Source organism: Actibacterium atlanticum (assembly GCF_000671395.1).
Lineage (GTDB): Bacteria > Pseudomonadota > Alphaproteobacteria > Rhodobacterales > Rhodobacteraceae > Actibacterium_D > Actibacterium_D atlanticum.
In genome coordinates, this window is record NZ_AQQY01000011.1 from 1 (window position 1) to 12,554 (window position 12,554).

The 12,554-nt window shown below is 61.6% G+C and carries 17 protein-coding genes; 2 read left to right on the forward strand and 15 right to left on the reverse strand.

Annotated elements, in window-relative coordinates:
- Positions 1–104: 104 nt before the first annotated feature.
- The 15 genes from ATO10_RS13780 to ATO10_RS13845 form a co-directional block, all read right to left on the reverse strand.
- Positions 105–1,181, reverse strand: a complete 1,077-nt coding sequence (locus ATO10_RS13780) for a TrbL/VirB6 family protein (RefSeq protein ID WP_035252574.1) — start codon at positions 1,179–1,181, stop codon at positions 105–107.
- A gap of 12 nt (positions 1,182–1,193) precedes the next feature.
- Positions 1,194–1,526 carry a hypothetical protein gene (locus tag ATO10_RS13785; protein ID WP_223229249.1) on the reverse strand — a complete coding sequence of 111 codons (333 nt, stop codon included), beginning with the start codon at positions 1,524–1,526 and terminating at the stop codon, positions 1,194–1,196.
- Positions 1,527–1,603: 77 nt separating this feature from the next.
- Positions 1,604–1,798, reverse strand: coding sequence for a DUF4177 domain-containing protein (locus ATO10_RS13790; protein WP_035252579.1), 195 nt, complete (start codon positions 1,796–1,798; stop codon positions 1,604–1,606).
- The gene (locus ATO10_RS13795) at positions 1,795–2,781 is read right to left on the reverse strand and encodes an ATPase, T2SS/T4P/T4SS family (protein WP_035252582.1); all 987 of its coding nucleotides are present in this window, start codon (positions 2,779–2,781) and stop codon (positions 1,795–1,797) included. Before ATO10_RS13795 ends, ATO10_RS13790 begins: the two co-directional genes overlap by 4 nt.
- 4 nt (positions 2,782–2,785) lie before the next feature.
- Positions 2,786–4,165, reverse strand: a complete 1,380-nt coding sequence (locus ATO10_RS13800; protein ID WP_035252585.1) for a TraB/TrbI/VirB10 family type IV secretion system protein — start codon at positions 4,163–4,165, stop codon at positions 2,786–2,788.
- A complete protein-coding gene (locus ATO10_RS13805) occupies positions 4,162–4,857 on the reverse strand; it encodes a TrbG/VirB9 family P-type conjugative transfer protein (protein WP_035252587.1) in 696 nt (231 codons plus the stop codon). Before ATO10_RS13805 ends, ATO10_RS13800 begins: the two co-directional genes overlap by 4 nt.
- A 1-nt stretch (position 4,858) precedes the next feature.
- A complete protein-coding gene (locus tag ATO10_RS13810) occupies positions 4,859–5,512 on the reverse strand; it encodes a VirB8 family type IV secretion system protein (RefSeq protein ID WP_035252590.1) in 654 nt (217 codons plus the stop codon).
- Positions 5,513–5,528: 16 nt separating this feature from the next.
- The gene (locus tag ATO10_RS13815) at positions 5,529–6,338 is read right to left on the reverse strand and encodes a type IV secretion system protein (RefSeq protein WP_035252593.1); all 810 of its coding nucleotides are present in this window, start codon (positions 6,336–6,338) and stop codon (positions 5,529–5,531) included.
- Positions 6,335–7,426 carry a lytic transglycosylase domain-containing protein gene (locus ATO10_RS13820; protein ID WP_035252737.1) on the reverse strand — a complete coding sequence of 364 codons (1,092 nt, stop codon included), beginning with the start codon at positions 7,424–7,426 and terminating at the stop codon, positions 6,335–6,337. Before ATO10_RS13820 ends, ATO10_RS13815 begins: the two co-directional genes overlap by 4 nt.
- A gap of 55 nt (positions 7,427–7,481) precedes the next feature.
- A complete protein-coding gene (locus ATO10_RS16545) occupies positions 7,482–7,649 on the reverse strand; it encodes a hypothetical protein (protein WP_165589904.1) in 168 nt (55 codons plus the stop codon).
- Positions 7,646–10,021, reverse strand: a complete 2,376-nt coding sequence (locus ATO10_RS13825; protein WP_035252596.1) for a VirB4 family type IV secretion/conjugal transfer ATPase — start codon at positions 10,019–10,021, stop codon at positions 7,646–7,648. The genes ATO10_RS16545 and ATO10_RS13825 overlap by 4 nt, the downstream gene beginning before the upstream one ends.
- The gene (locus ATO10_RS13830; protein WP_035252740.1) at positions 10,011–10,289 is read right to left on the reverse strand and encodes a VirB3 family type IV secretion system protein; all 279 of its coding nucleotides are present in this window, start codon (positions 10,287–10,289) and stop codon (positions 10,011–10,013) included. Before ATO10_RS13830 ends, ATO10_RS13825 begins: the two co-directional genes overlap by 11 nt.
- Positions 10,282–10,575, reverse strand: coding sequence for a TrbC/VirB2 family protein (locus ATO10_RS13835; protein WP_035252599.1), 294 nt, complete (start codon positions 10,573–10,575; stop codon positions 10,282–10,284). The genes ATO10_RS13830 and ATO10_RS13835 overlap by 8 nt, the downstream gene beginning before the upstream one ends.
- Complete coding sequence (locus ATO10_RS13840) at positions 10,572–11,186, reverse strand: lytic transglycosylase domain-containing protein (protein ID WP_035252601.1); 615 nt, start codon at positions 11,184–11,186, stop codon at positions 10,572–10,574. Before ATO10_RS13840 ends, ATO10_RS13835 begins: the two co-directional genes overlap by 4 nt.
- A 43-nt stretch (positions 11,187–11,229) precedes the next feature.
- The gene (locus tag ATO10_RS13845; RefSeq protein ID WP_035252602.1) at positions 11,230–11,583 is read right to left on the reverse strand and encodes a hypothetical protein; all 354 of its coding nucleotides are present in this window, start codon (positions 11,581–11,583) and stop codon (positions 11,230–11,232) included.
- A 203-nt stretch (positions 11,584–11,786) separates the two neighbouring features.
- Between ATO10_RS13845 and ATO10_RS13850 the strand changes: the two genes are divergently transcribed.
- Together ATO10_RS13850 and ATO10_RS13855 are read left to right on the forward strand one after the other, a co-directional pair.
- Entirely contained in the window at positions 11,787–12,047 is a 261-nt protein-coding gene (locus ATO10_RS13850; RefSeq protein WP_035252604.1) for a hypothetical protein, read from the forward strand.
- A 124-nt stretch (positions 12,048–12,171) separates the two neighbouring features.
- Entirely contained in the window at positions 12,172–12,429 is a 258-nt protein-coding gene (locus ATO10_RS13855; RefSeq protein ID WP_035252608.1) for a helix-turn-helix domain-containing protein, read from the forward strand.
- The last annotated feature ends 125 nt before the right edge of the window (positions 12,430–12,554 follow it).

The window sequence follows — 12,554 nt, forward strand, 5'->3', positions numbered from 1 at the left end:
AAATTGAATCAGTGACTTCGGCCTCGATCAAGGGTGAGTTTTTCAACAGAATAGGCTCCCACCCGACGTTCGCTACGGGATGCCTGAAGGTCGGCTAAGGGCCGTCACCGTCGGCCAAGTCGACCCAGTCTCGCCAGCTGCGCCAGCATTTTTGACCCCGAGTCTGCGGATCCTGTGCCTCCTGCGGAACCCGTCTGCCCCATGCCTTGCCTCACGGGCATCTGCTGCACGCCGAAGAACTGCCGCGCCCTGAGGGCTGCGTATTCTGCGCCACTTGCCCCACCGATCAGGTAGCGATTGTAGGCCTGCTTGCTGCCCATTGCGGCGCGGGCAAAGCTGTAGCCGCCGCCGAGACCACCGGAGAGGGCGGGCATCATGATGTTGCCGGAGATCGCGCGAACGATGAAGGGCGTTGCGATGATGAAGCCCTTGGCCATGAGCACCATCATGAAGAAGGGAATGAGCGCGCCGATGTTTGAGGCTCCCTCCGGGTCGCCAAGCTCGCCGATGAGTGCGGAGGAGACGCCTGTGATCGTCGCGAACACGCCGGCGACGACGATGGGGTAGAGCGCAAAGGAAACCAGCGCCGACAGCCAGCGCGCGAAGTAGTCTTTGGTCACCTCGAAGAGTGTCAGGAATATCATGACCGGCGCGATCCCGATCAGAAGCGCGATCATCAGTCGGGAGGCCACGAGGATGAAGGCGGCGAGCCCGCCGAGGATGGAAAGCAGCAGGACACCGACGATGTCGAGCATGGCGCCGGCCATCCAGTTCAGCTCGGACCCGGCAGCGTTCAGATAGTCCCCCAACTCGGCGATCAACCGGTCGAATTCTTCGGCGAAAGTTCCAGAAGGACCGGGAGTTCCACCACCGACCGAAGCCACGAGCGCCCCCGCAATGCTGTCGATCCCTGCAAGGATAGCGGCGGAAAGCGCGTTGAACTGCACCCAATTGGTCGCAAATATTCCGATCAACCCGATCTTGACTGCGAGCCAAAAGGCCGTGCGCCCGTCCATCGCCTTATACTGGTAGATCATGTTCAGGAAGACGAGGATCACCACCAGAGTTGTTCCCAGCACCAGAAGCGTGCCGACTGTCGCCGCGACCGACCCGAACTGGGTTTCCGCCGCGGTGTCGAGGTAGCCCTGGGAGGTTTCAACGAAGTAGGTGACGACGCTCATCTGGGATCAGCCTCACCAGTTACCTGCGGCTTCGCAGATCGCTTTGGCCGCGAGGCGAACGTCGTTGGCACGACTGTTGTAGGCGTCCGAGGCTTCCAGCATTTCCCATCGTTCGTCGCTGGCGTATCTCTCCCGAAATACCGCTTCTGCAGCGTCCCAGGACGGGAACCGGGTCGCGCAGTCGCAGTTGCCGATCTCAACGACCCGCTCGAGATTCTGGGCGCGATAGATGTCCTGAACCAGAACCCGCTGATAGGCTTGGCGCAGGGGGATCTCATGCATCCAGGCAGGCTCGGTGGGCCGGTCTGCACAGACGTCGAAGCTGCGATCGAGGGTCGGCACCATATTGCGCTCTGCCAAGGCGGGGACAGCCAGTAGGCTCACGGCCAGCGCGATTAGCGCAAGAGTTAGCCGCGCCGAATTCATGCCTTTGCCTCGGCCGCAGTCGTTTCCCGCTTCAAAAATACCGTGTAGCCAACGTTAGCGTATTCCGATGAAGTGAACGACACGACTTCCCATCCCTCTGCGCCTCGGGCATTCAGAACGTTTTTCATCTCAAATTCACCTGTCTTGCGGCTCATCGGGAAGGTCAGGATGTCATATTCAAAGGTCTTCATTGGGAAGCTCCGATCTCGGTTGCGCCGGGGAGGTAGAATTCAGTGATGCCGCGTTTGCCGTCGTGGCGACCGGCCTGGATGATTACGTCGATGGAGTTCTCGATGTACTGGATCATGTCGGCATAGGTCATGGGGATCTCGGTCTTGAGCGCGGCGATGGCCAGACGCTGCACGGCAAGTTGCGGGGTTTCTGCGTGCAGCGTGGTCATTGAGCCGCCATGGCCAGTGTTGATCGCCTCGAGGAAGGTCATGGCCTCCTTGCCGCGCACCTCGCCCAGGATGATCCGGTCGGGGCGCATGCGCAACGTTGCGGTGAGCAGCACATCGGCGGTCTGGAACTCCGCATCGCGATTGGCGATGAGGGTCACGGCATTGGGCTGGGTCGGCAGAAGCTCGGCGGCTTCCTCGATGGTGACGATGCGTTCCTCGGATGGCACGTGCGAGAGGATCTTGCGCGCAGCCACGGTCTTGCCGGTGGAGGTGCCGCCAGAGACGATCATGTTAAGCTTGTTGTCGACGCAAAAGGCCAGCGCATCGTCGATCACGCCCGCGGCCACAACGTCGCGCAGTTCCCGCGTCTTCTCGAGACGCAGTTCTTCGAGCTTGCGTTCTTTGCCATACAGAAAGTCGAGCGCGATGCCATCGAGCGGCAGGCTTGAAAAAAACCGAAGGCTGATCGACATCGCCGAGAGCACGGCAGGCGGGGTGATGACCTGTGCCCGGATCGGGCGGCCCTTGTAGGTGATCGAGACCGAGACGATCGGGCGGTCTTTGCTCATTGTGGTGTTGGCGGAGGAGGCGATCTGGTTGCCGAGGTCCTTCACTTCCGTTGCGGTTAGCTGCCGTTCCAGTTCTCGCATGGAGTGATCGCCCTGGAACTCGCCCCAGCAGCTGCCATCGGGGTTGATGCAGATCTCGATGACATCGTCGCGAGCGGCGGCGTCGATCCTGTCGAGGGAGGTTTCGAGATAGCTCAGCGACATGGACTCAGAATATCTCCAGATCGCGGTCGACCATCACCGTGACGCGGGCCCCTTGGTCGACATAGATGACGGGGCCGATGGAGAGGTAGTCGCCTATGACGCTGTCCGTGGCATCGGCCAGATCATCGCCCACGTCTTCGAGCACGTCCGCGGCGGTCTCATCCTGGACGTTTGCAGCAGCAGCGCTTGGCGCGGCGGAGATCAGCGATATCAACGCCGCTGAGCCGAAACGCTCATCGAAGCGCGTGTCGACAAAGCCGGTCACGCCGGAGCGGCCCAATTCGTCACCCCCGAAAGAGCTGATCTGGATCGTCTGGTTGTCGGGTAGCATGATCCGGTCCCAGGCGATGGTGACCCGGCGCTGCGCGATATCGACCCCCGAACGATAGCGCCCGATGAGACGGGCCCCGCGCGGGATAAGGAGGCGCGCGCCATCGACGCTGTAGACATCCTCGGACACCACGGCACGGGTCTGGCCGGGCAGGGAGCTGTCAAGGGCAGTTTCCATGACGGCCTGAATCATTGTGCCCTGGATGATGGTGTTGGACGGGTTGGCGATGACTTCTGCCTGCGTCACGGACGTGGGCAGTGCGCCGTTCAGCACGAAATCCGTCACGTCCCCGAAGGTGCGTTTGGTCAGTGCCGTCTCATTCGCACCGGATGCACCTCCAAAAGCGATCGTCGGCGAGGTGATGCGGCGCTCCTGGAATGCGCGTTCCTCAGCCGCGCGGCGTTCGAGTTCCGCCAGCCGCCGTGCTTCCTCCTCGCGGCGGAGCCGTTCTTCTTCCCGCGCGCGCAGTTCGTCTTCGGTTGGGCCGATGGGTGCGGGCAGGGGGCGGTTGGCCTCAAGCTGCGCGAGTTCGAGATCCATCCGGAGTTGCTCCAGTTCGCGGTCGCGCGCCGTAAGCTCATCGCGAAACTGCTGTTGCGCGGCTTCCGACGCAGCTTGCAGGGCGGCTATCTGCGCTGTCAGCGCATCAATGGCTTCAGCGGCTGCGGTATCTTCCTCTACTACCGGTTCGGGCGCGCTGCGCAATTCTTCGATCTGGGCCTGAAGGGCGGCGAGTTGCGCTAAAAGCTCGGCGTTCGGTTCCACCGGTTCAGGTGCGACCAGAACGACTTCGGGCTCCGGTGGAGGGAGGGTTTCGATGGCACCGAACCCGTCGCCTTCGTTCTGGAACACGTCTGGCGTGGCCGTAGGCAGAGCTTCTTCTTCCTCGGGTTGGGACAGGAGATAGAGCAATGCACCGCCGGCACCGATCACGAGGACGACGACCAGTGCGAGCAGCGGTGGGCGCCGTGGGGCAGGGGGCGAACCTGCGCCTTTGCCTTGCTCGAGAGCAGCGAGGCGTTTCTCGAGGTCCGCGTTTCCGGTGTCGCTCATGATCCGACCCCCGCCGTTGGTGTGGCCTCGATACAGACCACCTCCTCCCCAATCCGCAGCACCCATTGCCTGTTCACCCCGGAGACCCGGATCACGCCGTCCTCGGTCGCTTGCGTGTTGGCCGTCCGTTCTCGGCCATTGGCGTAGCGAAAGATTGCGGGCACCGGCGCGTTCCGCGGGAACTCGAAATACGTGAAGGTCCCATCATCCCAGACGCGCGTCGGGGTGAACTCGGTGCGCGCACTGGCACCGTAATTGTGGTTAGGGGCTTGGGCCGCGATGGCACGTGTGGGCCGTGCATTGTCTTCGGGGTAGCGGAACTGGACCACGTAGAAGGTCGGGCTGCGGGTCTCCTGGACGTTGAAGTAGTAGCTGCGGCGGTTGGTATAGACGGTCACGTTGGTATGGACACCGCGCGCGACGGGCTTGATCGCGAAGGCTTGCCCGCCCGGAACGCCGTCGATCTCGAAGCCCTCCGTGTCCCCTGCGATGATTGAGCGGATGCTTTCTCCCTCGCCAAACTCGATCGTGGTCACATGGGTGAGCGAGACGTTGAGGCGATAGACCTGACCTTCCTGATAGGTAGCCAAGCGCACGCGGCTGTCATTGGGGCCACCGCGCGGGATGGCTTCCGCGAAGGCAAGGACTGGCAGCAGGGAAAATAGGCCAGCAACTAAGAACTTACTGATCAAACTAGTTCTCCAATCTGTCGGAGCGGATGGAATATTCGAGCACGGTGAAGCCGAAGGGGTTGGTCCAGACCTCATCGATGGAGCGGCTGGTCTCGGGGCGGAACTCGAAGAGCAGCGTGGCGGTGAAGAGGCCGGTCTGGACGCCGTTGATGGATGTCAGGCGCTTGCGCAGGCGGACCGTGGCGCGATTGGTGCCGATCCGGTTGATGCTGAGGATCTCGACGTCGAGCCGGGCATTCGGGCCATAGACCGTCGGCGGGTAACTCTCGTTGGCGCTGTTCCAGATCTGGCGCAACCCACTTTCGGCCGCACCGTCCGAGCGACGCAGCACACTGCGGATGCGCAGATCATTGTCGAGTTGGTTGTAGACCTCGCGGTCAGTTACGTAGCGGAAGACTTCCGCCTCGATGATGGCCTGGTTGGCTGTGACCGAAGTTGCACCTACAGAGGCTTCGGGCAGGGCAAAGCCTGTCTCGGGATCGTAAGGAACAACCACGGGCGGCGGATCGACATCGAGGATTGCGACAGCCGCCGCGCTCAGGCATCCGAGGATGCCGAAGATGAGCCCGATGAGCCCAAGGCGCTGCCAGAGCCGTTCGCGGCGCAGCGCACCATAGACCAGCTCCTCTTCGATGATTTCCTGTTCACTCGCCACGCGTCAAACCCCTGAATCAGTCTGCGCGCAGGTCTGGCAGCGTAAAGTCCATGAAGCGCTGCTCCTCTGCGATGGTGGCGGCATCGATCACGCCGCCGGTGCCGTCACCCACGGTTTGCACCGCTTCAAGCTGCCACATGGCGACGAGCGCGATCGCCAGTTCCGCGGTCACTCGCGTGTTGAGATCGATGCTTTCCTTGAGTTCATCCATGTCATCGATCAGCCCGACGAGCCGGTCGACACGCTCCAGCGCTTGCCCTGCGTCTTCATAGCTGTTCTGGGCCGCCGCCGAGACGAGCGCGCCGGTCGTGGCTTGCGTCGCCACGCGATTGGCCCCGGGATTGCCGCTTGTGGCCATTTCCGAAAGCGTATCGTCGTCAAAGCCGAGATCGGCCAGGACCCGGTCCATCTGGGTTTCGATCTCGCCCGCGCCGGAGCCGGACAGGCCGGAGAAGTCACCCGTCTTGATGGCTTCGATGGTGGCGAGGATGTCCCCGAACTCCTGGTCGAGCAGGCCGTTCAGCTCGTCTTCCATTTCGGTGCGGATGATTTCCGGCAGCTCGGCAAGGCGCGTTAGGGCTTCGTAGGTGCGTTGCAATTCGCCAAGTTGTTCCGTGAGTGTCGCAAGCTGTTCGCGGAGCTGCGTCAGCTGCTCGTTTTGCAGGATCTCGTCTTCGATCATCTGCCGCAGCTGCTGGATGTTTTGTGCGATGTTCTGGGTATCGACGACGGGCACGCCTTGCGCCAGGGCAGGGGACAGGGTGCCGAGATGCAGGCCAATTCCAAGCGTCGTGGCCAAGGCCGTCCTCACGAGTAAATCTCTCATCGGTCTATCTCCCTGATCGTGAATTCCATGAACGCGCCCTCGGCCAAGCGGGCGCTGGCCTGGGCCAGCTCTTCGGCAGAAAGCACGCGGGTGCGCGCGGCCTGTAGCCGGATGCGGGCCGCGACGAGACGCACGAGTTCGGCGCGGGCATAGGTGTTGAGCGCGATGCTTTCCTGCACGTCTTCGGTTTCAGAGATCTGCTCGACGATGTCCGTAATACGCAGCGTGGCCTGCCGGATCGCGGCTGGCGCGTTGTTGCCATAATAGGCCGCGCCATGCCCGGTGATCGAGAGGTTGGCATTGGCCAGTAACGCGGGATCAATCGTGCCGAGCGCTTCGATCCCGCCGATGCGGCTTAGGTAGAGATTGTAGCGTTCGGGGATGACCTGGACATAGTGCTGGGTCTCGGCAAAGGGCGGCACGCCCCCATATTCAAACACGCGGCCGGGTCCGGCGTTGTAGGCCGCGAGCGCGTTGATGATATTGCCGTCGAAGGTGTTGAGCTGGGCCGCGAGATAGCGCGCGCCGCCATGCACCTGCAGGTAGGGGCTGTCATAGTATTCCGGGTTGATGCCGAGGTCACTGGCGGTGCCTGGCATGATCTGGGTAAGGCCAAAGGCGCCGACCGGCGACCGCGCGCCGATGGTGAACCGGCTTTCCTGCCATATAAGCGCTTGCAACAGTGCCCGCCATTGAACCGGCGAGAGGCCCGCGCGGCCAACTCCCGCAAAGCCGCTGGTCTCCTGGGCGACGCGAATGATGAGCTGCTCGATGTTTTCCGAGGCATCCCCGAACATCTGCGCGCCGCCGGGATTGGGATCGATCTCACCCGTGCCATAGACCGCCTCGACGGACCGCGCCGGATCGCCGCTGCCACTTTCCAGCCCGGAGACCATGGCCGGCAGGCCTTGACCGCCAAAACTTGTCTGGGCATCGAGGATGCGTTGCAGGGTTTCCAGCTGCTCCCGTTCGATCTCGGCAATGAGTTCGCGTACAGCAAGCTTGTCCGCTTGAATGGCGAGGTCGGCCTCGCGATCGCCTGTTTCGACGATATCGCGCGCGGTCAGCCCGCTGTCATTGGTCGGCACACCTTGGGACAAGGCGAGACCGGGCAGCAAGCAAAGCGCGAGGATATGGGGCAGCTTAGACCTCAACGTCACCATCCGATGCGCCGAGGGGCGTGAAGGTGCAATCTGGCGCGACGGGGGCCGTCGAGGCCATGAAAGTGAAGCAATTGGCCTGCGGTTCCTGGTACTGGGCGCAGGAGGCCAAAGCGCCGAGCGCGGCCAAGGCGAAAAGAACACGGATCATGAAAGCCTCCAGAAGTCGGGGCGGTCGCGGTAATCGGCGCCGACCAGCGCCTCACCTTTCTCCATGCCGCCGAGGATGGTGAGATTGGGCCCGAGGGCGCTCAGATCGGCATCGACCACGATGGAGCCCTGGTCGTCTCGGATGAGCGCAAGGCGGCTGTCGCTGCCGGTGTTGAGAAGCACGTCGAGTTCCTTCTCATAGAGGTTCAGCATCGCGTAATCGGCCGCATGGGCGCGGATGTTAGGAAGCAGAATCTGCGTCGGTACGGCCTCGACAATCGTCTTGCCGGTCCGGGTGCGCTCGAGCTGACTGGCGTATTGCGTCATCATCACCGCGACGGTGTTTTGCTTCCGCGCGGTCACCAGCCAGTTCGAGAGCCGCTCCGCGAAATAGGCGTTGTCCAGCGCCTTCCAGGCCTCGTCGATCACGATGATCGTTGGGCGGCGATCTTCGATCTCACGCTCGACCCGGCGGAAGAGATAAGAGAGAACGGCCATGCGTTCCTTCTCGGCCTCGCTGTCGAGTATGCCGGTGAGATCGAAGCCCACCACATCGCCTTTGAGCGAGAAGGTGTCTTCCAGAGTCTGTCCGAATATCCAGCCGTAACGGCCCTCTTCGGTCCATTCGAGCAGGCGCTGATGCAGATCGCCACCATCATCGGTGGAGACGAATAGCGATGCGAAATCCCGCCAGTTCCGCAAGCCGGGATTCGTCGCCTGCGCGTTCTGGCGCACGACCTCTTGGATGCGGTTGGTCTGGGCAGGCGTGAGCGGCTTGTCTGCGCGATAGAGCAGGGTGGCGAGCCAGTCCGAGAGCCATGCCGTGCCGCGCGCATCGGTCTCGGTCCAGAGCGGGTTGAGGCCTGTGGGTTGCCCCGCTTTCAGGGACGCATAGCGTCCGCCATTGGCGCGGACCGCCATCTCCATACCGAGACGGTAATCGAAGACGAAGATCCGCGCCCCTGCTCGACGGGCCTGGGTCATGAGGAATGCCGAGAGGACCGACTTGCCAGACCCAGGCCGTCCCATGATCAGCGTATGCCCGCTGGTGGGTTCTTTGTCGGGGCTGCCTTGCTCGTGATATGAAAACCGATAGGCGCTCTGCTCGGGTGTGGGCAGATAGGTGATGATCTTGCCCCAAGGGGTTTTCTGAGCAGGCTTGCCAAGCTGCGTCCGATGAAACGCCGCGAAATCCGCAAAGTTGCGATTGGTGATCGCGCTGGCGCGCACGCGCTTAGGCTGGTTGCCAGGATGCTGGCTGAGGTAGTGGGCCTTGGCCGCAACCCGCTCGCCGATCATCTTCACGCCCTCGGCGGCGGCGGCGTTCACGATTTCGGCGCTGAGTGTCTGTAGCTCGTCGAGCGTGTCGCAGAAGATCGTTGCGATCATGTGGTGTTCACCGAAGCTTTGTCGCTTGGCCTCAAGATCATCGGCGGCGATGTCGAGGGCTTCCATCAGCGAGAGCGCCGCGTCCTGGCTCGCCTGCATCTGGCGCTTTTGCCGCTTGATCCGACCCGCCATGAGGTTCGAATTGATCGGCGTGAAGGAATGCGTGACGATCATGTCGACAGGCAGGTTCAGCATGTCGAACATGGTGCAGGAGGTTGCCTCGGAATATTCCCCGATGGTGAAACTCTTCCCAAAGCGGTGTCCCACGACGCCTTCGGAGAGTTCGAAGTGATCGCCTTGAAACGTCACTCGCGTGTTGGCGACGTTGAAGGACAGGAAACCATAGGTATTGGCCGGATAAAGCGGCAGTTCCTGGCCAGTGTTGAGGGCCCCCAGAAAGCCGATCAACTCGCCGGACTTGGCCGAAAGCACACGCGGATTCAGCTCCGTCAGGCCTGACACGAACACGCTCACGGCCTCGCCCAATCGGCGAAGGCGTTTCTCAGTTGCCTCCTTCAGCCGATCCGGTGCGCTGCGGTTCAGGAACGGCAGGACGCTTTTCGGGGGCGGGCGATGGATGACCGTGAGCGTCAGCGTCTTGTCGCGCAGCCCGCTGGTCTCGAGTTTCTTGCGCCAGAGCCGGTCAACTTCTCCAGCAAAACTGTCCTCGCGCACGGGCTCGAGGTCCGGCGTGATCGCCTTCGAGACCTTGTGGACGTAGTAGCTGAACTCCGGCCCCAGCTGCGCGATGATCCGGGCAAAAAGCGCGGTCACCTTGTCGAGATAGGCATCATCCGTGGTGTAGCTGTTGACCCCGTCGAGCCGAATGCACTGGAAAAGCTCGTTGACCCGCGTCCGCACGGTCCGGTCATCGACCTGGCTGACGTACGGCAGCATATGCGCAAGGCGGGTCTCGCGTGCATACCATTCGGGCGTCATCGTGCGGGGATCGAGCGCAGCATCACAGGCTTCATCACGGAGCATAGCTGTCCCCGCCATGGATGGAGCGGTTCCGCGTTGGTGGGGTTTCCTGCAGTGCCGTCATCATCACGTCGATGAAGCGCGGGTCCCAGTCCGCGGCCTTCCAAAGCACGGGATAGAGCAGGGCGGCCACGCCCAGCACCGCGATGTGCTGGATCCAGACGAACAAGAGCACCGAGCCAAAGAGCCAGACCATCGCATACATGATGGGCAGGCCCAAAAGCTTGGGCGGGCGCACGAGACCCAGAAAGAGGGGCGAGCGCTCAGCCACCGGCAAAGACCGCGGCAACAATGGTGGGGGCGGCAGCAACACCGGCGATCCCGACGAGGACCCAGAGGGCCTGGCGCAGATCGATGATGTTGAAGAACCAGCTCAAGAAAACGCCCAGCACGGCAAGCGTCGCGATCACCACACCGAGCGGGCCGGTCAGCGCATCAACGATGCCCTGCAACAGGCTCTGGATCGGCGAGAGATCGATGCTTTGCGCAAGCGCAGGCTCTGCAACGAGCAGGAAGAGCGCGAGCGACGCAATAAACAGGTTAGATATGTGCTTCATGAATCTGATCCTTCCAATCGGGCCACGACGGCCATGACACGGGCCACGTGGTTTTGGGTTTCTCGGTAAGGGGGAATGCCGCCGTACTGGCGCACAGCGTCTGGCCCGGCGTTGTACGCTGCGAGGGCAAGATGCGGATCGCCGAACGTCTCCAGCATCATCGCAAGATAGCGGGCGGACCCGTCGAGGTTCTGCAGCGGATCACGCGGATCGACGCCGAGATCGCGCGCCGTCGCAGGCATCAACTGCCCCAGACCGATGGCACCGGCGCTCGAGACCGCATTCTGCCGATAGGCGCTCTCGACTTCGATATTGGCACGGTAGAGGGTCAGCCAGTCTCGGACAGAGAGATCCGTGCGGCGCAGCCCGGGATGACCGGCGTAGCGAAGGGCGGTGGCCTCGATGGCCGAGAGAACTTCGGCGCGGGGCAGAGGAGCAGGCTGCGAGAGGGCTGCTATCTGGATTTCATCTGGCCCAAGGTCAGTCATACCGAGGATCGCCAGATCATCAGCAGCGGACCCCTGTCCAATGCCGTCATTGTAATTGCGGGCAAAGCTGTCCTGAGAACGCGACGGTGTCAGAGAGCCATCGCTCTCCATGACCAGTACCATCTGCGCAGTGGTGGGACCCGCGAGATACCAGACAAGGAGAAGGCTACTTGCTACCGCCCTTGTCGGTCGCAGCCAGCTTGTGCGTCGTCCGCTGGCCTTCCTCGAGCGGCACATCGGCATGAGAGAAACCGATGCCGATGAGGAAGGACACCACGCCGGTGATGGTTTTGAACTCGCGGATCTTGATGTCGTTATAAGTCGTCCGGGTACGGGCCGTGACCAGCAGCTTTTCCACGCCCTCGTCAGAGACGACGCGCATGATCCAGACCCCGTAATAGCTGGGGCCCTTCTTGTGTGCCGACTCCTGGCACAGGATTTCAGCGTTATAGCCGCTTTCCACGAGTTCGCGGAAACGTGCTTCCGTAACCACATTTGGTGCTTCGATGTCCCAGTTCATGGCCCGGCTCACGCTTTCTTCAAACACGCAACAACCGGGCATTCCCACTTGAAGCCCAGAGTTACGATAGTATATTATTAACCGCAAGATATAATGCGGAAGATACGGCTGTATCTCGGTTACTCAAACTCTAGGCACGGCCATTGGCGTCTATCAAGGAAAATAGGGGTTTCAGAAACCTGCGGTTGAGCCGATGGGTGGCGATGCAGGCTGTGGCCTTGCTGATGCTCGTTCCGGTCGCAAGCCAGGCCGGATCCTGTCTCGCCCCGGTCCGGCCGTTCGTTCCAAGTGATTCGCAGGCCGCCCGGGACTATGCCGATATCATCCGACGCGACTTTGAGGTCTACATCGCCGACATTCAGGACTACTTTCGCTGCCTCGAGCAGGAGCGTGCGCGTGCTTTTGAGGAAGCCCGCGAAGTCAGTCAGGACTACGGTCGGTTTCTCGAACTGGTGGGGGATTGATGGGCGATTGGGTGTGCATCAGGATTGCACCCGACGGAGACCAGACGCCGATAACACCCTCAAGTATCTACTTTTTAGATAACAGATTTCATCCGCTAGCGACGTCACAAAAGGTATGTGACGCGTGGCGAAAACAATCAGAAGCAAAGGTCAGGAGGCCCTGTGCCAGGCGTTGGTCGACGCCCGGAAAAAGGCAGGACTCAGCCAGAAAGAATTGGCAGTCAAACTCAGGCATCACCAATCGTTTGTGGCCCGTGTCGAAAGCGGAGAGCGCCGAATTGACGTCGTTGAGCTCATCCAATTGTCGCGTGCCGTCGGATTTGACCCCTTTGAGATATTGGCGATTGTCGAAGCCGCCACGGAGCCCGACCACAAGATTTGAAAGCAAAGAAGTTTTGGGACGCATCGCTTCGTGCGTCCTCAAGTGAAGTGAGCTCCTCCAGAAAGAGCAGTTATCCAACATCCCCCAAGCGCGGCATGCGATGCATGCGAGCACCGTAGTTCGTC

Coding starts and splice junctions, on each gene's coding strand:
- ATO10_RS13815 (WP_035252593.1), bottom strand. CDS start 6,338: ATGAGAGATTTACTCGTGAGGACGGCCTTGGCCACGACGCTTGGAATT.
- ATO10_RS13825 (WP_035252596.1), bottom strand. CDS start 10,021: ATGCTCCGTGATGAAGCCTGTGATGCTGCGCTCGATCCCCGCACGATG.
- ATO10_RS13785 (WP_223229249.1), bottom strand. CDS start 1,526: ATGGTGCCGACCCTCGATCGCAGCTTCGACGTCTGTGCAGACCGGCCC.
- ATO10_RS13850 (WP_035252604.1), top strand. CDS start 11,787: ATGCAGGCTGTGGCCTTGCTGATGCTCGTTCCGGTCGCAAGCCAGGCC.
- ATO10_RS13790 (WP_035252579.1), bottom strand. CDS start 1,798: ATGAAGACCTTTGAATATGACATCCTGACCTTCCCGATGAGCCGCAAG.
- ATO10_RS16545 (WP_165589904.1), bottom strand. CDS start 7,649: ATGATCCGTGTTCTTTTCGCCTTGGCCGCGCTCGGCGCTTTGGCCTCC.
- ATO10_RS13840 (WP_035252601.1), bottom strand. CDS start 11,186: ATGGTACTGGTCATGGAGAGCGATGGCTCTCTGACACCGTCGCGTTCT.
- ATO10_RS13795 (WP_035252582.1), bottom strand. CDS start 2,781: ATGTCGCTGAGCTATCTCGAAACCTCCCTCGACAGGATCGACGCCGCC.
- ATO10_RS13800 (WP_035252585.1), bottom strand. CDS start 4,165: ATGAGCGACACCGGAAACGCGGACCTCGAGAAACGCCTCGCTGCTCTC.
- ATO10_RS13835 (WP_035252599.1), bottom strand. CDS start 10,575: ATGAAGCACATATCTAACCTGTTTATTGCGTCGCTCGCGCTCTTCCTG.
- ATO10_RS13845 (WP_035252602.1), bottom strand. CDS start 11,583: ATGAACTGGGACATCGAAGCACCAAATGTGGTTACGGAAGCACGTTTC.
- ATO10_RS13780 (WP_035252574.1), bottom strand. CDS start 1,181: ATGAGCGTCGTCACCTACTTCGTTGAAACCTCCCAGGGCTACCTCGAC.